Origin of the sequence: Mesorhizobium sp. ES1-6 (assembly GCF_020164775.1) — a bacterium.
Classification (GTDB): domain Bacteria; phylum Pseudomonadota; class Alphaproteobacteria; order Rhizobiales; family Rhizobiaceae; genus Mesorhizobium.
Window position 1 is genome coordinate 19,511 of sequence record NZ_JAIUGU010000015.1, and the last position, 19,070, is coordinate 38,580.

Annotated in this window: 16 protein-coding genes; 6 read left to right on the forward strand and 10 right to left on the reverse strand. The window is 63.6% G+C overall.

Annotated elements, in window-relative coordinates:
• Nucleotides 1-2: 2 nt before the first annotated feature.
• The 6 genes from LB564_RS27365 to LB564_RS27390 all read right to left on the reverse strand — a co-directional run bounded on the left by LB564_RS27365 (nucleotide 3) and on the right by LB564_RS27390 (nucleotide 6,399).
• Nucleotides 3-1,088: an ABC transporter ATP-binding protein gene (locus LB564_RS27365; RefSeq protein WP_224542320.1), complete on the reverse strand. Its 1,086-nt coding sequence runs from the start codon at nucleotides 1,086-1,088 to the stop codon at nucleotides 3-5.
• Nucleotides 1,089-1,090: 2 nt separating this feature from the next.
• Entirely contained in the window at nucleotides 1,091-2,137 is a 1,047-nt protein-coding gene (locus LB564_RS27370; protein WP_224542321.1) for an NAD(P)-dependent alcohol dehydrogenase, read from the reverse strand.
• Nucleotides 2,138-2,152: 15 nt separating this feature from the next.
• Nucleotides 2,153-2,965, reverse strand: coding sequence for a carbohydrate ABC transporter permease (locus LB564_RS27375; protein ID WP_224542322.1), 813 nt, complete (start codon nucleotides 2,963-2,965; stop codon nucleotides 2,153-2,155).
• Entirely contained in the window at nucleotides 2,962-3,828 is an 867-nt protein-coding gene (locus tag LB564_RS27380; protein WP_224542323.1) for a carbohydrate ABC transporter permease, read from the reverse strand. Before LB564_RS27380 ends, LB564_RS27375 begins: the two co-directional genes overlap by 4 nt.
• A gap of 141 nt (nucleotides 3,829-3,969) precedes the next feature.
• Nucleotides 3,970-5,241 carry an ABC transporter substrate-binding protein gene (locus tag LB564_RS27385; RefSeq protein ID WP_224542324.1) on the reverse strand — a complete coding sequence of 424 codons (1,272 nt, stop codon included), beginning with the start codon at nucleotides 5,239-5,241 and terminating at the stop codon, nucleotides 3,970-3,972.
• Nucleotides 5,242-5,481: 240 nt separating this feature from the next.
• Entirely contained in the window at nucleotides 5,482-6,399 is a 918-nt protein-coding gene (locus LB564_RS27390; protein WP_224542325.1) for an AraC family transcriptional regulator, read from the reverse strand.
• 233 nt (nucleotides 6,400-6,632) lie between these two features.
• Here LB564_RS27390 and LB564_RS27395 point away from each other — a divergent pair, with 233 nt between their 5' ends.
• Nucleotides 6,633-8,036: an MATE family efflux transporter gene (locus tag LB564_RS27395; protein ID WP_224542326.1), complete on the forward strand. Its 1,404-nt coding sequence runs from the start codon at nucleotides 6,633-6,635 to the stop codon at nucleotides 8,034-8,036.
• Between the two features lie 425 nt (nucleotides 8,037-8,461).
• Nucleotides 8,462-9,523 (forward strand): aromatic ring-hydroxylating oxygenase subunit alpha, encoded by a 1,062-nt coding sequence (locus tag LB564_RS27400; RefSeq protein WP_224542327.1) that lies wholly within the window; start codon nucleotides 8,462-8,464, stop codon nucleotides 9,521-9,523.
• 494 nt (nucleotides 9,524-10,017) lie between these two features.
• On the opposite strand, the gene LB564_RS27405 is transcribed toward LB564_RS27400, so the two are convergent.
• The 4 genes from LB564_RS27405 to speB all read right to left on the reverse strand — a co-directional run bounded on the left by LB564_RS27405 (nucleotide 10,018) and on the right by speB (nucleotide 13,275).
• Nucleotides 10,018-10,665, reverse strand: coding sequence for an amino acid ABC transporter permease (locus LB564_RS27405; RefSeq protein WP_140703106.1), 648 nt, complete (start codon nucleotides 10,663-10,665; stop codon nucleotides 10,018-10,020).
• Nucleotides 10,662-11,318 carry an amino acid ABC transporter permease gene (locus LB564_RS27410; protein ID WP_224542328.1) on the reverse strand — a complete coding sequence of 219 codons (657 nt, stop codon included), beginning with the start codon at nucleotides 11,316-11,318 and terminating at the stop codon, nucleotides 10,662-10,664. Before LB564_RS27410 ends, LB564_RS27405 begins: the two co-directional genes overlap by 4 nt.
• Before the next feature lie 6 nt (nucleotides 11,319-11,324).
• On the reverse strand, nucleotides 11,325-12,134 hold the full coding sequence (locus LB564_RS27415; RefSeq protein ID WP_140703104.1) for a transporter substrate-binding domain-containing protein: 810 nt from the start codon (nucleotides 12,132-12,134) through the stop codon (nucleotides 11,325-11,327).
• A 79-nt stretch (nucleotides 12,135-12,213) separates the two neighbouring features.
• The gene (speB, locus tag LB564_RS27420) at nucleotides 12,214-13,275 is read right to left on the reverse strand and encodes an agmatinase (RefSeq protein ID WP_140703103.1); all 1,062 of its coding nucleotides are present in this window, start codon (nucleotides 13,273-13,275) and stop codon (nucleotides 12,214-12,216) included.
• A 209-nt stretch (nucleotides 13,276-13,484) separates the two neighbouring features.
• On the opposite strand from speB, the gene gcvA reads away from it, so the two are divergent.
• The 4 genes from gcvA to LB564_RS27440 all read left to right on the forward strand — a co-directional run bounded on the left by gcvA (nucleotide 13,485) and on the right by LB564_RS27440 (nucleotide 18,994).
• Entirely contained in the window at nucleotides 13,485-14,456 is a 972-nt protein-coding gene (gcvA, locus tag LB564_RS27425; protein ID WP_224542329.1) for a transcriptional regulator GcvA, read from the forward strand.
• A gap of 119 nt (nucleotides 14,457-14,575) precedes the next feature.
• On the forward strand, nucleotides 14,576-15,880 hold the full coding sequence (pncB, locus tag LB564_RS27430) for a nicotinate phosphoribosyltransferase (protein ID WP_224542330.1): 1,305 nt from the start codon (nucleotides 14,576-14,578) through the stop codon (nucleotides 15,878-15,880).
• Nucleotides 15,881-16,124: 244 nt separating this feature from the next.
• Nucleotides 16,125-17,534, forward strand: coding sequence for a hypothetical protein (locus LB564_RS27435; protein WP_224542417.1), 1,410 nt, complete (start codon nucleotides 16,125-16,127; stop codon nucleotides 17,532-17,534).
• Between the two features lie 155 nt (nucleotides 17,535-17,689).
• Nucleotides 17,690-18,994 (forward strand): ABC transporter substrate-binding protein, encoded by a 1,305-nt coding sequence (locus tag LB564_RS27440; protein ID WP_224542331.1) that lies wholly within the window; start codon nucleotides 17,690-17,692, stop codon nucleotides 18,992-18,994.
• Nucleotides 18,995-19,070: the final 76 nt, after the last annotated feature.

Consider the following 19,070-nt stretch of genomic DNA (forward strand, 5'->3'; position numbering starts at 1 on the left):
CGCTATTGCTGGCGCAGGGATGCGCCCGATGTGGCGTCGAACAGGTGGATGCTTGCCTCCTCGAACGTATAGCGCAGAGGCGCGCGCAGCACCGGGCATTCGCGGGCCGGAACCAGGGCGCTGATCTCCTTGCCACCGGAGCCGAATGTCACCAGCGCGTCATTGCCGTGGAATTCGATGAGATCGGCGGTGCCTTGCAATATGCCGGCGTCGCCATCACGGGCTGTCTTCAGGTCCGGAGGCCGGATGCCCAGCACGGCGCGACCGCCCGGCTGGAGATGGAAACCAGCCCCGTCTATCGACAGCGCCGTTCCGGCGCCGGTCAGCGTCCAGCCGTTCCCGCTTCGGGCGACCGTCACCTCGATGAAATTCATGTTCGGCGTGCCGATGAAGCCGGCCACGAAAATATTGGCCGGCCGCCCGTAGATTTCCGCCGGTGAGCCGATCTGCTCGATGATGCCATCCTTGAGCAGCACGATACGGTCGGCGAGCGTCATCGCCTCCAACTGGTCGTGTGTGACATAGACGGTGGTGGTCTTCAGCGACTGGTGCAATCGCGCGATCTCGACGCGCATATGGTTGCGCAATTTGGCGTCCAGATTGGACAACGGCTCGTCGAACAGGAAGACCTTGGGCGTCTTGATCATGGCGCGTGCGATCGCCACGCGCTGCTGCTGGCCGCCGGAAAGCTCGGCCGGCTTGCGGCCGAGATAGGGGTCGAGCCCCAGCGTCGCCGCCACCGTCCGGACCCGCTTGTCGATCTCGGGCGCCGGCACTTTCTGCCGCCGCAATCCGAAGGCGATGTTGTCGAAGATCGTCATGTGCGGATAGAGCGCGTAGTTCTGGAACACCATGGCGATGCCGCGATCGCCCGGGTCCAGATCATTGACCACCTTGCCGCCGATCGAGACCTCGCCGCCGCTGATGTCCTCCAGCCCGGCCAGCATCCTGAGCAAGGTCGACTTGCCGCAGCCGGACGGGCCGAGGAAGACGACGAATTCGTGCTCCTCGATCGCCAGATTGAGATCGCGGATCACCGTGGTGGCGCCATAGGCCTTGTCGACATGGGAGCAAACGATCGCGGACATGGTCAGCCTTTTTCGCCGGTCAGCAGGATTTGCAGCTTGACGTCCTGCGGGTTGCCTTCGGCCGCCCGCTCGAAGGCCTTGATGCTGTCGGAGAAAGCGTAGGTGCCGGTGATCAGCGGCTTGAGATCGACCTTGCCGGAGGCGATGAGCTGCAGGGCGCGGTCGAAGATGTTGGCGTAGCGGAACACTGTTTCGATGCGCACTTCCTTCGAGATCGCCGCCGGCACGTTCAGGCTTACCGGCTCGACCGGAAGCCCGACCAGCACCACCGCGCCGCCTGGCCGCACCACTTCGAACAGATCGGCGAAGGCCTTCGGACTGCCGCTCGCCTCGAAGACGATGTCGGCGCCCCAATTGTCGGTCGCGGCGGCGACGGCATCGGCCAGCGATTGCTCGCCGATATTGACCGGCACGATGCCCGCATACTGCGAGGCGATCTTCAGTTTGGGCGCGGAAAAATCGGAAATCAGCACTTTCGAACAGCCGCCGGCAAGCGCGGCAAGCGCGATCATGATGCCGATCGGGCCGCAGCCGACGACGACGGCGACATCGCCCGGGACGATGCGGGCGCGGCTTGCCGCCTGCATGCCGATGGCAAACGGCTCGACCATGGCACCCTCGGCGAAGGAGACATTGTCCGGCAGCCTGTAGGTGAAAGCGGCCGGGTGCACGGCATAGGGCGCAAGAATGCCGTGTACCGGCGGGGTCGCCCAGAAAGTGACGTCAGGGTCGACATTGTAGATGCCGAGCTTTGTCGCGCGCGACGACAGGTTCGGCACGCCAGGCTCCATGCAGACGCGGTCGCCGACCTTCAGACTCCTGACATTGGCGCCGACCTCGACGACCGTGCCTGCGGCCTCGTGGCCGAGCACCATCGGCGCGCGCACGACATAGCTGCCGATGGCGCCATGAGTGTAATAGTGCACGTCGCTGCCGCAGACACCGACCGTGTGGATGGCGATCCTGACGTCATCGGCTCCGACATCGAGCGGCAACGCGATCTCGCGCAGCGACAGTTCGCCTTTTTTCTCAAGTACCAAAGCCCGCATCGGGTCGTCCTCACTTCAATTCTTCTTTTGCCGGAACACGGAATTCAGGAAGCCGCTGAGCACGCCGAGGAACAGCAGCGGCGGCAGCGACAGGAGCACGACCGAGGCGTTGAGAATGCCCCACGGCACGTTCATGCCTTGCTGGGAGAGTTCGGAGGCGACGATCGGCAAGGTCTTGGCGTTGGAACTCGACAGCATCAGCGCGATCAGGAACTCGTTCCAGACCAGCACGAAGCTGAAGGCGACCGCGCCGATCAGCGAGCGCGCCGCGACCGGTAGCGCGATGCGCCAGAACACCGAATAGGCGCCGTAGCCGTCGACGAAGGCCGCTTCCTCGACCTCCTTCGGCACGCCCTGAAAAGCGGGAATCGCGAGCCACATGATGACCGAAATGGTCAGCAGCGAGTAGGTGACGATCAAAGCCGGCAAAGTGTCGTAGAGACCGAGTTGCAGCCAGATCACCATCAGCGGGATCGCCACCGCCACCGGCGGCAGGAAACGCAGCGACAGGACGAAGAACTGGATGTCGCCGGCCCAGCGGTTGGGATAGCGCGCCACCGCGTAAGCCGCCGGCAGGCCAAGCACGACGCCGATCAGCACCGCCGAGCCGCAGGCGACGACCGAATTGTAGAGGCCGGTGATGACGCTGTCGCGGCCAAGGATGTAGCTGATATTGGCAAGCGTTGGCGTAAACACCAGGCGTGGCACGCGGGTGATGATGTCGACGCTGTTCTTCAGCGAGTTCAGCGCCGTCCACAGCAGCGGGAACACAGCGAGAAAACCGGCGAAGGCCAGGACGGCCTTGGCGATGATGCGGCCGGGCTTCATGCCTGCACCCGCTTCCACAGCATGGTGAAGGTGATGACGGTGGCGATCATCATCAGCACCGCCATGGCCGAGGCATAGGAGACCTTGCCGGATTCGATGAAGCCTTGCGAGAAGGCGTACATGTCGAGCGTTTCGGTCGCCACGCCGGGCCCGCCGCGGGTCATCACATAGATCAGGTCGAAGGAGCGCAGCGACTCGATCATCTTGACGAACATTAGGCTGACCAGCGGCGCCTTCAGCATCGGCAAGGTGACATAGGCGTGGATCTGCCAGCGTTTGGCGTGGTCGAGACGTGCCGCCTCGATCGGCTGCGGAGGCAGGGTTTCCAGGAGCTTCAGCACGATGACGGCGAAGAACAGGCCCCACTGCCAGACATCGACCGAAGCGACGGCGAACAGGGCAGTCGAAGGCTTGGAGAGCGGGTCGAAGATCAGCCCGCCGGTCAGCAGCCGGTAGGGGTAGGTGGCGATGCCGTAGAGCGGATGGTAGGCGAATTTCCACACGAAGGCGGCCGAGACGCGCGGCAGCAGCACCGGGATGATGAACAGCAGGCAGTAGACATTGCGCAGGCGCGGCGAGGCGACCTCGAACATCAATACGCCGAGCCCGATCGCCACCACCATGGTCGCCATGACGGTGACCACCTCCCACTTCACCGACACCCAGACGGCATTGAGGAAGCGGCGGTCGGAGAACAGGTCGACAAAATTCGAGAACCAGACCCAGGAATAGACCGTTGAACTCAGCTCGCGGTTCTGCAAGGCAATGATGATCGCGTAAAGCGTCGGCACCATCGACAGGATCAGCAGAATGACCAGCGTCGGCACGACAAAAGTCACCGGCAGGGATGAACGTCGAGGCATTGGTCTCAGGCCTTGCTGTGTCTCGAATGTCCGGGAGTGGCGGAACGGTCGCGCGCTCGGGGGAAAGGCAGGCCCTCCTGCGACACACAGGTCCGGCATTCCCGGGAATGCCGTGGACCGTGCGCCGCAAGAGGGAGAGGCCTATTTCTTCACCAACTCGTTGGCATAGGCCTCGAGCTCGTTGAGGCTGCCCTTGACGTCGGTGCGTGTGCCGGCGATCAGCTCTTCGAGGATGATGCCCCAGCGGTCGCCGAGATCCGGCCAGCGCGGATCCTGCCAGAAGTTCACCGCCGTCACCTTGCCGGTTTCGGCAAGTGCCTGGCCGAGATCGGCGCCGTAGATATCGGCGAATTCCTTGCTGGACAGGATGCTGGTGCGGTTCAACTCGCCGAACTGGTGAGCGTCGAGCCGGCGCTTCTCGTTTTCCTTCGACGTTGCCCAGGCGATGAACAGGCCGGCGCATTTCTTCGAAGCGTCATCGGCATTGGCTTTTGCCGCGATGGCGAGGCCGTGACCGTAACCGCCGCCGGGAAGCGGCGAGGGCGGCGGCAGGAAGCCGATCTTGCCGACCACCTGAGAGGTCTTCGGGTCGACAGCCATGCCCGAAAGCGGCGTCGATTCGACCAGGATGGCGACCTGGCCCGACAGGAAGGCGCCGGTCGATTCGTCCCAGCTGCCGGTCTGCGTTCCCGGTGCCGAATCCTTGAACAGCTTCAGATAGGTCTCGGTCGCCTTGACGGCTGCTTCCGAGTTGAACGCCGGCTTGTCGCCGTCGAACCATTTGCCGCCATAGGCCTTGAAGAAGGGCATCCAGCGCCAGACATTGGCGCCCGAACCGCGCGCGCCGCGTAGCGCGATGCCATACATGCCCTTGTCGGCGTTGGTCAGTTTCGCCACATCGGCGATCAGCTCATCCAGCGTTTTCGGCGGCTGGATGCCGGCGGCCTCCAGCACATCCTTGCGGTAAACCATAAGGTCGCCGCCGCCGGTCAGCGGCGCGAACCAGACCTTGCCGTCATAGGTGGCAACCTTCTGGCGGCCCGGATCGAAGTCGGCATAGTCATAGTCAGCCGGATAATAATCGGTCAGCGGCACGATCCATTTCGACGAGGCGAACAGCGCCACATTCGCTTCATCGACATAATAGACGTTGTAATTGCCGACGGTGGACGCGTCCGCGCGCGACTTGGCGCGGCGGTCGTTCTCGTTGAGATAATCGATCTTGAAGCTCGCGCCGGAGAGCTTCTCGAACTCGGCCTTGGAGTCCTCCAGAAGCGTCAGGCCGTCGCGTGGCTGCGCCAGCACCTTGACCGGCGCCGAGCAGACCGGCGCCTGCGCCAGGGCTAGGGTTGAAACGGTAGCGGAAAGCACGAAAGCTGCGCCAAGGCTGGCAGCGAGCCGAACTGGTTTCATGATCTTTTCTCCTCCAGGAATATGTCGCAGGAACGCAAATCCTCGGGTCTCGCGATCCTCACCATCGCCCGAGCGACATGCCACCCATCGCCAAAATGCGGGGTTGCGACGGGTCAAGCTAGAAGCCCCGTTGCACCAGACCTGTACTTTTATGCATTGTGCAGCGCAAAAACAGGCGTCCACCCGGCGAGCCTGTCACACGAGTATCAATCCGTTGGGAAACGGTGATTTAGGCTGCGCTTATGCGCGCGTCGCCAGGCGCTGCCGCGACAGCTTGCGGTAGGAGGACGGCGTGATCTTGTGCTTGCGCATGAAGGCACGGTTGAAGTTGGAAATGTTCATGTAGCCGACCTGGAAGCAGATATCGGTGATTGGGATGTCGGTGTCGGCCAGCAGCTTGCAGGCCTGCCAGAGCCGGAGCTTGGCGACGTGGTCGCTGAACGAGTTGCCGGTGTTCTTCTGGAAGAAGCGCGAGAATGTACTTTCGCTCATCCCGGCGAGCTCGGCCACGTCAGGCAGCCTCAGATCCTCGGCGAAGTGCTGGAACAGATAAGTCAGCGTGCGCTGGATGATGTCGAGCGAGGCGGCGTCGAGGACCGGCTGGAAGTCCGGCGATGATAACAGCTCATACTCATCGGTCCTGGCCAGCAGGTCGACCAGTTCGAGGAACAGGCAGAAACGGGCGAGCCCATGCACCGCGCCCATCCGCTCCATCAGCGCCGCGCCTTCCAGCGCAGTCTCGCCATGGAAGACGATGCCGCGCAGCGACCGCTCCAGAAATGGCTCCAGTTCGCGCAGTTCCGGTAGCAGGCCGGCCGAGCCACGCAGCCTGTCGGCATCGAACTGGAGCACGATGTCGCGGCCCTCGATCAACTCGCCCGACTGCACCGCGGTGACCCAGTCATGCGGCAGGCCGCCACCGACGATGGTGAGGTAACCCGGACCGAACTCGCCTATATGGTCGCCGACCAACACCACGCCGGAGGATTTCCTGAGCAGGTGTATCTCGTATTCGGGATGGAAATTCCAGACATTGCGCTCCCAGGGATAGTCATCCAGGCGCCACAGGAAACTCTCGCTCGCCTCGGTGACGATATGCTCGAAGGAAGGCGCCGTGCGCGGGATCGCGGCCGTGTTCTTTCTGCGCCTGAACGCCATCCTGCCTCCCACATTCGCCGGTTGCCGATATCTGATCCGTAGCAGTCCGGGGCCGGCAAGGGAACGAGACGGCGGTTCCCGGCAACGGCGCTGGCTCAATCTGTTCCCGCGCCTCCTCTCTTGCCTTCATGTCGCATCTCGTTCAATAGACGGCGCAAACGGCGCCATTTTGTGCCGTTGCTGTGCGGCTTCCGGGCCTGGTCCCGATGCGCCGTGTTCTGAAAGACGGAACAATGTCCGCGATCGAAGCCGGCGCCCGCGCGCCGGAAAACCTTTGGCGTCAGGAAATCAGGGCGACGCTGGCGCTGGCCTGGCCGATGGTGCTGACCAATCTCGGCCAGACGGCGATGACCGCCACCGACGTCATGATGATGGGGCGGCTCGGAGCGGACACGCTGGCCAGCGGCGCGCTGGGCGCCAACCTCTATTTCATGCCGCTGATCTTCGGCCTCGGGCTGATGCTGGCGACCTCGCCGATGATCGCCACCGAACTTGGCCGCCGCCGCCATTCGGTGCGTGACCTGCGCCGCACCGTGCGCCAGGGCCTGTGGCTGGCGATTCTGATCTCGATCCCGATCTGGCTCGTGCTGTGGCACGGCGAGGGGCTTCTGCTGGCCATGGGCCAGGAGCCCGCGCTCGCGCACCAGGCCGGCATCTATCTGCGCTGGCTCGAATGGGCGGTACTGCCCTTCTACGGCTACATCGTGCTGCGTTCGTTCATCTCGGCGCTGGAGCGGCCCGGCTGGGCTCTGGTCATCGTCTTCGTCGCCGTGGCTTTCAACGTGTTTGCCAACTGGGTATTCATGTTCGGCAATCTCGGCTTTCCGGCCATGGGCATCGCCGGCTCCGGCCTTGCCACCTCGCTGTCCAGCACGCTGATGTTCGTCGGCATGGCCGTCGTGGTGATGTGGGAGAAGAAGTTCCGGCGCTACCATCTGTTCGGCCGCTTCTGGCGGTCCGACTGGCCGCGCTTCAAGGGCTTGTTGCGGCTCGGCCTGCCTATCGCCGGTATCCTTGCCTTCGAGGTGACGATCTTCAACGCGGCGGCCCTGCTGATGGGCCTGATCGACGCCGATTCGCTCGCCGCGCACGCCATCGCCATCCAGATCGCCTCGATCTCCTTCATGGTCCCGCTTGGTCTCAACCAGGCGGTCACGGTGCGGGTCGGGCTGGCACATGGCGCCGGCAATCCCGAGGGCGTGTCGCGCGCCGGCTGGACCGCCTTCGTCATCGGCGTCTCGTTCATGGCGCTGATGGGCCTGGTGATGGTGCTTTGGCCGCATCTGCTGATCAGCGCCTTCATCGACCTTGGCAATCCCGCCAATGCCAGGGTGATCGCGCTTGCCGTGTCGTTCCTGGTGTTCGCCGCCCTGTTCCAGGTCTTCGACGGCGCGCAGGCGGTTGCAGCCGGCATGCTGCGCGGCCTGCACGACACCAAGGTGCCGATGATCTACGCCGCGATCGGCTATTGGGGCGTCGGCCTGCCGCTCGGCGTGCTGCTCGCCTTCCATTTCGGCTTCCACGGCGTCGGCATCTGGATCGGCCTGTCCAGCGGACTGGCCGTGGTGGCGGCGCTGCTTCTGGCGCGCTGGCTAAGGCGCGACCGCATCGCGCCATCGCTGGCGTTTGGGCACTGAAGGGCAAAGGGGGGGCGCCGGTGCGGCGGCAGGGACATCTCAATAGGGCCGTATCCGGACGGTCTGCTTCTAGGAAGCGCTCGTCGGTAAGCTGCCGTTCGAGTTTACAGCCATCGGGCAAAGTTTGCCTCGTCAGCTGACGACCCCATCCTCGTCGTTCGCGAGCGAACCGCACCACACTGATACCGGGCGCTCATCAAGCGGACGACGAACTGTGCTCGAAGTCGGCTGGAACCTGTGCTGAGGTTAAGGCATCCGACGTGATGATCGCGGTCGACTACCAGGTCGCAGAATTGGAACCGCAATTCCAGCAAATTTGCGCTAAAGCAAAATTGCACACCGGCTTACAGGCTGTGCGCAGCAGAGCCCATCCCTTGCGATGTCGCCCCGCTTACGACAGGATGGCAGCAACTCGAGGTTAGCCTATGACGCCAGACACTTTGCGGCCCGACCACCTGCCACTCGACACTCCGCCCCTGCAATACCTGAACCTGGACCCTTCGCTTTATGTCCGCGATGACATCTGGCAGCAGGAACGGGGCAGCATTTTCGCGCACACCTGGCAGTTCATGGGGCCTGTCGCCTCAGTCGCGACATCAGGTCAATACCTTGCCATCGACATCGCCGGCACGCCGGTCTTCGCCATCCGGGGCCGGGACGGGACCTTGCGCGGGTTCAAGAATGTCTGCCGCCACCGGGGGGCGAAACTTCTGGCCGATGGCGCGGGCAAATGCGGGCTGATCGTTTGTCCCTATCACAAATGGTCCTTTGCCGACACCGGACGGCTGGTGCAGGCCCCATGGTATGGCAAGGATCCCGCGATCATCGCCGAGGACTGGCCGCTGGAGACGGTGCAGTTGTCCGAATGGCGCGGGCTGCTCTTCGCGGCACTCGACCCGAAAGAAAGTCTTCTGGATCAACTTGGCTCTCTGCCCGCCGAACTGGCGGACGAGCCGTTGGAGACCTATGCCGCCACCGATCAGGCCACCGTCAGCTTTGCGGCGAACTGGAAGATCTACACCGACAATTTCGTCGAAGGCTACCACATCCCTGGCACGCACCCCTCGTTCTACGCTGCCATCGACTTCGAAGCTTTCCAGACCACCGCCCATCCCGGTTATGTCCGGATGACCGCACCGCCGAAAGACGGTCTGTTCTATCGCGGCAAATGGCTTTGGATGTGGCCGAACTGGACGCTGTCGCTTTTTGATGGCGGCATGAACGTTAGCCGGATCAACCCAACCTCACCGCATCATGCAGACCAGCACTACCATTTCTTCTTTGCCGACACCTCTGCGGAAGCATCCGAGAGCAGGGCAAAATCCGTGCAAGGCACTCTGGCCGTCGTACGCGAGGACTACACCATCTGCGCCGATACGCATCGCAACTATGCCGCCGGGGCCTATAGCTCCGGCCCGCTTTCGGGGCGGCATGAGCGGGGAGTGCAGTATTTCCAGGAACGGGTCGCTACGGCACTGGGGCTGTGACCGCCCCTGGCGTCCTTGTCCGCCGGATAGTGCTCCGGCTCGGCGCCGGCACCAGAGCACCAGGCCAGTCGAGGATAAAGGGCGGGCACGGTAAGATGAGTTACGAGCGTCGCGGCAATCGGAGCTCGCTCGATGCGGAGAGCAGATCGGCGAACGCGGCTTTGAGGACCAAGTTAGTGGGCGCTCTTACCGGCCGCCCCCTAGACGGCTGGAACGGGGCCGGAACCTGATGGTCTGCTTTCCGAACTGATTGCCGAAAGCACCCAGCCCAGATACGCGGCACCGAATTTGTCTACTCGATTGGCAATCAGGCACGCCTCACGATCACCGAGTACTACTTGAGGAAGCACGGCCTGGCTCCCTGAGGTAAGGGGCGGCTGCTTATATGGGCGCATGGTCATCGACGAACTAACGTCCGCTTTTTGGAACACTGGCAACTCGCCGAATGACCGGATGCGGCGCAAAGTAGCCATTCGCGCCTTCAATCCTTCGACTCAGTGTCGCGCCGCGCGCTGTTCGAGCCGGCGCGCATATTGGGTCAGCGGGAAGCACATGAGGAAGAAGATCAGCGCCACCAGCCCATAGACCTTGAACGGTTCGAAAGTCGCGTTGTTGATGGCGTTCGAGGTCCGCACCAGTTCCTCGAAGCCGATGATCGATGTCAGCGCCGTCGACTTGATCAGCTGAACCAGGAAGCCGACCGTCGGCGCGCGGGTGATCGCGAACGCCTGCGGCAGGATGATCAGCCGCAGTTCCTGGAGGTAGTGCAGGCCAAGGCTGGCGCCGGCATCCCACTGGCCAAGCGGCAGCGCGTCGACCCCCGAACGCCAGATTTCGGCCAGATAGGCGCTGGCGAAGAAGGTCAGGCCGAGCACGGCGGCCGTCCAGGGCTCGATGCGCAGGCCGAGCATCGGCAGGCCGAAGAACATCAGGAAGAGCTGCATCAACAGCGGCGTTCCCTGGAACAAGGCGATATAGCCGGAGGCAAGGCGCCGGCTCCATTTATTCTCAGAGATCCTGAAGAACAGCACCGCCATTCCGACCAGCGCGCCGCCGATGAAGGCGGCCAGCGACAAAAGCACCGTCCAGCGGGCCGCGAGCAGAAGGTTGCGTATGATGTCCCAGAGCGTGAACTCGATCATGACACACCAGCTCCGAGCGCGCGGCGCCCGCCTGTCACCAGCAGCCGGCGCAGGGCCATCGACAAAGCGAGATAGACCAGCGTGACGACGAAATAGGTCTCGAACGAGCGAAAAGTGCGCGCCTGCAGCATGTCGGCTTCATAGGTCAGCTCGCGCACCGCGATCTGCGACACAGCGGCCGACTCCAGCATCATGATGACGATCTGGCTGGTCAGCGCCGGATAGATGATCTTGAGCGCCTGCGGCAGCACGATCTTGATGAACACCTGACGCGGCCGCAGCCCGAGCGCCAGGGCCGCTTCCGTCTGTCCGTGCGGCACGGCGTCGAGCCCGGCGCCGACGATCTCGATCGTGTAGGCCGCCATGTTGAGCGTCATCGCCAGCATGGCGGCCAGGATCGGATCGAGCCTGATGCCGAGGCTCGGCAGGCCGAAGAAGATGAAGAACAGCTGCACCAGGAAGGGCGTGTTGCGCATCACCTCGACATACCAGGCGATGGCCCGGCGCAGCAGCGCGGGGCCGTTTCGCCGTCCGGCGGCGCCCAGGATACTGAGCAGCGTTCCCGCCAGCGTGGTCACGGCGATCAAGAGGATCGTCGTGGCGGCGCCATGCGCGATGTCGCCCACGGCACCCGGGAGCCAGCCGAAGGCCACGGCAACTCAATCCTTGAGATTGTCGGGGTTGAGCGGCGTCTTCAGCCAGGCCTTCGAGCTTTCATCCAGCTTGCCGTCGGCGAGCATCTTGGCGATGGCGTCGTTGACCGCTTTTTTGAGGGCATCCTCATTCTTGTTGAGGCCGATATGCGAGGGCGAGGTCAGAAGCTGGAACTTCTGCTCCGGCTTCAGCGCGTCCTGCTTGGCCAGCACCTGGGCGCCGACATCGTTGCCGACCACCATCAACTGGGTCTGGCCGGAGATGAAGGCCTGGATCACCGAATTGTAATTGTCGAAACGCTTGATGTCGGCGGAAGCGGGAGCGGCCTCGGTCAGCGAGGTGTCCTCGAGCGTGCCGCGATTGACGGCGATCGACTTGTCGGCAAGGTCTTCCTTGCCTTTGACGTTCATTGCGGCGGGACCGATCACCGCGATGTAATAGGGCGCATAAGCGGCGGCGAAGTCGATGACCTGCTCACGCTCCTTCGAGTAGCCGACGCTCATCAGCAGGTCGACACGGTGGTCGTTGAGATATGGGATGCGGTTCTGGCCGGTGACGGCGACGGTGTTGAGCTTCACCTTGAGCGTGTCGGCGATGTATTGCGCGACGTCCATGTCATAACCCTTGAGGCTCATATCGGCACTGGCCGAGGAGAAGGGCGGGAAGTCTGCGAAGACCCCGACATTGATGGTGCCGGCCTTGGTGATATCGGCCAGCGCGTCGGCATTGGCTGCCTGCGTGGCAAAGCCAAGACCGGTGGCGCCCAGCACCAGGATGGCGGCAATGGATGATTTCAGTGTCGAGTGGATTGTCATTGTCATTCCCCTTCTGGAAGCTTTTGATTGTTTGGGTCGGCCGCCGGCTCCAGCGCGGCGGCCGCCTTGGTTCTGATCGTCAGGCTCCCTTGCCGGTCACGGCCGGGCTGAACACCATCAGGCTCAATATCTCGAACAGCACCTGGGCGCCGGCATGCGCGGTGTTGGTGGTCGCGTCATATTGCGGCGCCACCTCGACGACGTCGCCGCCGACGATGTTGAGGCCCTTGAGTCCGCGCAGCAGTTCAAGCACCTCGCGCGTGGTCAGCCCGCCGATTTCTGGCGTGCCGGTGCCCGGCGCGAAGGCCGGATCGACGCTGTCGATGTCGAAGGACACGTAGGTCGGACCGTCGCCGACGATCTTGCGCGCCTTTTCGATGATGGCGGGAATCCCGAGCCCGGTCACCTCCTCGGCGTGGACCACGGTCATCCCAGACTCGTAGGTAAACTCCCAGAGGTATTCGGCCGAGCCGCGAATGCCGATCTGGATGGTGCGGGTCGGGTCGAGCACGCCGTCGAGCACCGCGTTGCGGAACGGCCCGCCATGGTGGAACTTGGTCATGTCGAACAGGCCGCTGGTGTCGCAGTGGGCGTCGATGTGGATGAGGCCCACGGGCGCCTTTTTGCCGACCGCCTTCAGGATCGGATGGCTGATCGAATGGTCGCCGCCGACCGACAGCGGGATGACGCCGGCATCGACGATCTGGTTGGTGCGGCGCTCGATATCCTCATGGCTGATCTCCAGCCGGTAGCGGCTGCGGAACGGCGTGTCGCCGATGTCGGCGACCCTGAGCTCATGTGTCGGGGCGCATTCCAGCACGTGATTGTAGGGGCCGATGCGCTCGATGGCGCGCAACGCCCTCGGCCCGAAGCGCGAGCCCGGCCGGTTGGTGACGCCGAGATCCATCGGCACACCTATCATCGCCACCTGCAGGTCGCCGAAATCCGGGTTCTCGGCCGCGATCTCGCGGTAGGGCGCGGCAAGGAAGGTCGGGATGCCGGAATAGGGGGCAAGGCGTGTGCCCGCCTTGTTGAAGATCTTGTCGGCGACTTTGCGGAATTTCGGGTCGAACATCTCGCCGCCATGGCTCTCGCCATATTTGCGCCGCAACGCGTCGAGCTTGTCGCTGTTGTAACCCATATCCGCTCCTCCTGGACTGGCGCAGTACGACCGTCGGCGACTCCAGGCAAACCGGCCGTCGCCCGGTCGGTCGCTGCCCCGCTGGCTGCCTGCAATTTCACGCCTTGGTGCTTGTTCCAGGCAAAAGTGTCCGGCAGCCGCATTGAAAAAGCAATTGATATTGTTAGGGTGGTTTCTGTGAGAAAATCTCACAATAAAGCCGAGCATCCATGGCCAAGCGCCTGCCCCCTCTCAACCCGCTGCGCGCCTTCGAGGCCACGGCGCGCCATGCTTCGCTGACCAAGGCGGCGAGTGAGCTGAATGTCACACATGGCGCCGTCAGCCACCAGATCAAGGCGCTCGAGCAGTCGCTCGGCGTCAAGCTGTTCGAACGCGTCGGCCAGCGCGTCAAGCTGACCCCGCATGGCGCCGAACTCTTGCCGGCGGTCTCGACGGCCTTCGATGGCATCGCCGCCGCCACGCAGCGGCTGACGCGGCCGGCTAGCAGTGGCGCGCTGTCGGTGTCCTGCGTGCCCGCCTTGCTGCTTTTGTGGATGACGCCGAGGCTGGGCAGCTTCACCGCGCAATATCCCGACATCCAGCTGACGCTCATTCCCTCCAACGACCCAAGGGATATCCGTGCGCCGCATATCGATGTCTGCGTGCACTATGGCGATGGCAGCTGGGCCGATTGCTGGATGCGCAAATGGTCGGGCCTGGAGCTGTTCCCGGTGGTCAGCCCGACCTTGATCAACAACCGGCCGATCCGCAATGTTCGCGACCTTGCCGACCATGTCTTGCTGCATGGCGACGATGGCCGCGAGTGGCACACCTGGCTGGCCGCCGCCGACGCGCTGGACCTGGAGCGCGGCCGCCGCCATCATCTGGGCGATGCGCGCATGACGGCGGAAGCCGCTGTGCACGGCCATGGCGTGGCGCTGGGCGACTCGGTGACGGCAAGCGCGCTGCTGGCCAGGGGCATGCTGGTCGCTCCGTTCAGCCTGTCGGTGCCGGCGGTCGATGATTTCTATGTCGTTTGCCGCAACGAAATGCGGGCGACGCCGATCGTGCAGGTGTTCATGGACTGGCTGTTCGCCGAGAAGGCCGGGGATGACGGCCGCGCCGACGCCCCGGTGGCGGGCCGCCTCGTCACCCGCCGCAAACGTCCCGCGCTCAAGGTGATGGGCGGCAAATCTTCATAGACATACGCAGGGCTCTCTTTTTGTCGGGCCAGCCTGAAAGCGGGCAGCGTTCTGGCCAATTCGATGCTATGAGGCCTGTCGCTATTGTGGTGGCAGGGCAGCGAAGGCGGTAACGAGACATGGCCAGGACCGATATTGCGCGGCGCGTCTACAACCACACCTGGAAGCTCGATCCGATCGTGCGCAGCCTGCTCGACACCGACTTCTACAAGCTCTTGATGCTGCAGATGATCTGGGGCATGTATCCCAAGGTCGATGCCACCTTCTCGCTGATCAACCGCACCACCTCGGTTCGGCTCGCCGACGAGATCGACGAAGGCGAGTTGCGCGAACAGCTCGACCATGCCCGCACGCTACGCTTCTCCAAGAAGGAGATGATCTGGCTGGGCGGTAACAATTTCTACGGCCGCAAGCAGATTTTCGAGCCCGAATTCCTCGCCTGGCTCGAAGGCTTCCGGCTGCCCGACTACGAACTCTCCAAGCGCGACGGCCAGTATGAGCTGACCTTCAGCGGGCCGTGGATGTACACCACGCTGTGGGAAATCCCGGCGCTCGCCATCATCAACGAATTGCGCTCGCGCGCGGCCATGCGGGCCTTCGGTCCGTTCGCGCTCGATGTGCTCTATGCCCGCGCCAAGGCCAAGATGTGGGCCAAGACCGAACGGCTGAAGGCGCTGCCCGGCATCCGCATTTCCGATTTCGGCACCCGGCGGCGCCATTCCTTCCTCTGGCAGCGCTGGTGCGTCGAGGCGCTGAAGGAAGGCATCGGCGAAGCCTTCACCGGTACCTCCAACGTGCTTCTGGCCATGGACAACGACCTCGAGGCGCTCGGCACCAACGCGCATGAACTGCCGATGGTGTTTGCCGCACTCGCCAATTCGGAAAAAGAGCTGAAGCAGTCACCCTATAAGGTGCTGCAGGACTGGCAGCGCTACTATGGCGGCAATCTGCTGATCGTGCTGCCCGACGCCTTCGGCACCGCTTCCTTCCTGCGCGACGCCCCGGACTGGGTCGCCGACTGGACGGGCTTCCGTCCCGACAGCGCTCCGCCCATAGAAGGCGGCGAAAAGATCATCGACTGGTGGCGCGAGAAGGGCAAGGACCCCAGGCAGAAGCTGCTGATCTTCTCCGATGGGCTCGAGGTCGAAACCATCGAGGAGACCTACCGCCACTTCAAGGGCAAGGTGCGCATGTCCTTCGGCTGGGGCACCAACCTGACCAACGACTTCGAAGGCTGCGCGCCGACCGAAACCAACAGCCTGGACGCCATATCGCTGGTCTGCAAGGTGACCGAAGCCAATGGCCGCCCGGCGGTCAAGCTCTCCGACAACCCGGCCAAGGCGACCGGCGATCTCAAGGAGATCGAGCGGTATTTGCGGATTTTCGGGCAGAAGGACCGCGTGGAGCAGCTGGTCAAGGTGTGAGGTAACGGGGCTCTTGGATAGGTCGAGTTCCCTGGCTCCTTTCCTCTCCCTCCGGAGGGGGGAGAGGTGGCGCCGCGAAGCGGCGACGGAGTGGGGGAACCACCTAGAAACCGCCGCAACTGACATAGGAAAGAGGATCGCGTGTACGCAGCGTCTTGATCCGCGCCAGGGTCGACCCCCACTCCGTCGAGCTACGCTCGACACCTCTCCCCCGATCGACGGGGGAGAGGAAGGGCGCCAAGCCATAGAGCGGCATCTTTGCGGCCTCGTTCCTATCTCCTTTGCCTTGGTCCTCTTACCCACCCCCGCCTTCGCCCACGCCTCCGACCGTGGCCACGTCCTCCTCCTCCCCACCGGCTACTACCTGATCGGCGGCGCCTTCGCGGTGGCCATCAGCTTCCTCGTCCTTGCCCTGCTACCGCCCGACACCCTCGGCCGTTTCTGGCGTCGGCGCCTGCCGCTTTTCACATTCAACGACAGTGCCCGCACCACCGTCAGTCCGATCTCCTTTGCCGGCTTTGCAATCCTCATCGCCGCCGGCCTCTTCGGCAGCCGCGACCCACTCTCCAACCCGCTACCGCTGGTCATCTGGACGCTGCTCTGGGCCGGCCTGACGTTGCTGCAAGGCGTGTTCGGCGATCTCTGGTCGTGGCTCAACCCCTGGTACGGGCCGTGGCGGCTGCTGTCGCGCCTGACCGGCAGAGGCGATGTGGGGGCCTGGCGTCTTCCGCAATGGCTCGGCTGCTGGCCGGCCGTTGTTCTATTTTTCGCCTTTGCCTGGTTCGAGCTCATCGATCCGGCACCCGATGATCCGGCACGGCTTGCCTTTGCCGCCGGGCTCTATTGGCTGGTTACCCTCATCGCCATGCTGCTGTTCGGCCACGACAAGTGGAGCCGAAGCGGCGAATTCCTGACCATGTTCTTTTCGATGGTGGCGCGTTTCGCCACTGTCGGACGCGATGAACAGGGCCGTCTCGGCCTGTGCTGGCCGGGTGCCAAGCTGCTGGCGGCCGAACCCTTGCCGGCCAGCGGCATCGCCTTCCTGCTGCTCGCTTTGTCCTCGGTCTCCTTCGATGGCGTGTCGAAGACTTTCTTCTGGCTCGGCCTGTTCGGCATCAATCCGCTGGAATTTCCCGGCCGCACGGCCGTGATCGGCAGCGGCAGCCTGGGTCTTGTGCTGACATTCGTGCTGCTCGCGGGCGCGTTCCTGCTCGCGGTCTTCATCGGCCAGCGTCTGGCCGGCAGCGATAGGCCTCTCGCCCAGGCGGCGGGGCTGCTGGTGTGGTCGATCGTGCCGATCGCGCTCGCCTATCATGTCGCGCACTATCTGACGGCGCTGCTCGTCGACGGCCAGTATGCCTTGACCTCCCTGTCCGACCCCTTTGCGCTGGGTTGGAACCTGTTCGGCACCGCCGACATGCAGGTCGAGGCCGGCATCGTTTCCGGGGCAGCGTCGGCATGGTGGCTGTGGAATATCCAGGCCGGCGCGATCATCCTTGGCCATGTGCTCGCCGTCCTCGTCGCCCACGGCTTTGCCTGGCGCCTGCACCCCCGGCCCGCCGGCGCCGCGCTCAGCCAGTTCCCGCTCACCGTTTTGATGATCGCCTACACCATTTTCGGTCTCTGGCTGCTTGCCACGCCGACGGTCGGGTGACACAAGCGATCCCGTGGGCATGCCCCGAGGGAAAGCTCGCTTGCCAGGCCAGGTCTTTGGTGATTTAGTTTGTACACATGCAATTTTGCATCCTCTTGCCGAGGATGTTCGAGCCGCCTTATCGTTGGTCAAAACGCAAAAACAGGGGAACGAACGTGACTGACAAGAACGGATTTTTCGACCTCTCCAAGTCAGGCTTCACTCGTCGCACCGCACTGAAGGGACTCGCGGCAGGTGCCGGCCTTGCCGTGGCGCCCGGCTTCGTCCGCTACTCCCAGGCCCAAAGCTCGGCGCCGATCAAGATCGGTTTCCAGTCGCACCGCACCGGCATCGGCGCCGCCTATGGCCGCTGGTACGAGAAGACGACCGCTGCCGCGATCAAGGCGATCAACGCCGCCGGCGGCATCAACGGCCGCCAGGTCGAGGTGATCATCGAGGATGACGGCACGGACCCCGGCCGTGGCGCTGAGGTGGTCGGCAAGTTCGCCACCCAGCATAAGACCGACATCGTCTTCGGCACGCTGTTCTCGCACGTCGTCATCGGCTCGGCGCCCGCCGCCGGCGAAGCCAAGATGCCCTATTTCGTCGTCAGCGAAGGCCACCATGTCGCCTCGACCAAGCTGAACCGCTACGTCTTCCAGCCCGGCATCACCGACGTGAAGAGCCAGATCCAGTCGATGGCGCCGTGGATCGCGGCCAATGCCGGCAAGAAGGTGACGCAGATATTCCCGGATTTCGCCTTCGGCTATGACCATCGCGACTACCTGCCGCCGGCACTGAAGGCGCAGGGCGCCGAGGTGATCGCGCAGATCGCCATTCCGCCGACGGAATCCTCCTTCACCAAATATTTCCCGCAGATCCCGACCGAGACCGAGGTCATCTATCACGTCATGGTAGGGCCGGCGGTGCTCACCTTCGTCAAGGAACTCGGCGAGTTCTACGGCTCGAACCGGCCGCAGCTGTTCGGCTTCATCGATTCGCTGGAAGCCGTCGACATCAACAGCCCTGGGCTGGAATTCCTCGACGGCAGCCATTTCTGGGAAGGCTCGCCGCGCTACGCCCAGGCCGATGACACCGAAGCGCAGAAAGCCTATCGCGCCGCGGTCGGCATCGACGACAATGGCGCCGCCGTCGGCGATCCCAAGGACGTCTCCACCGCCGCGCATATGTTCGGCTGCTGGGAAACGCTCTACGTCGTGAAGAAGGCGATGGAGGATGCCGGCTACAAGGGACCGGAAGACCGCGCCAAGCTGGTCGAGGCGACCGAGGCGCTGAAGGAATTCGCCGAAGGGCCGGAGCATCCGCAAGGTGCCAAAACCTTCAACGGCAAGATCCACCAGTGCTTCGGCATCCAGAACATCTCCAAGGTCGAAGGCGGCAAGCTCAAGGTCGTCCACAAGACCAAGATCGAGGACGGGCTCTACGAGGCCGAAGGCGATTACACGACGCAGGCACTGTGAGCTTGGCCATTCTCCGAGCGTGAGCGCCAAGGCACCCCCCTCTGTCTTGCCGGAATCGGCAGGGCAGAGGGAGGAG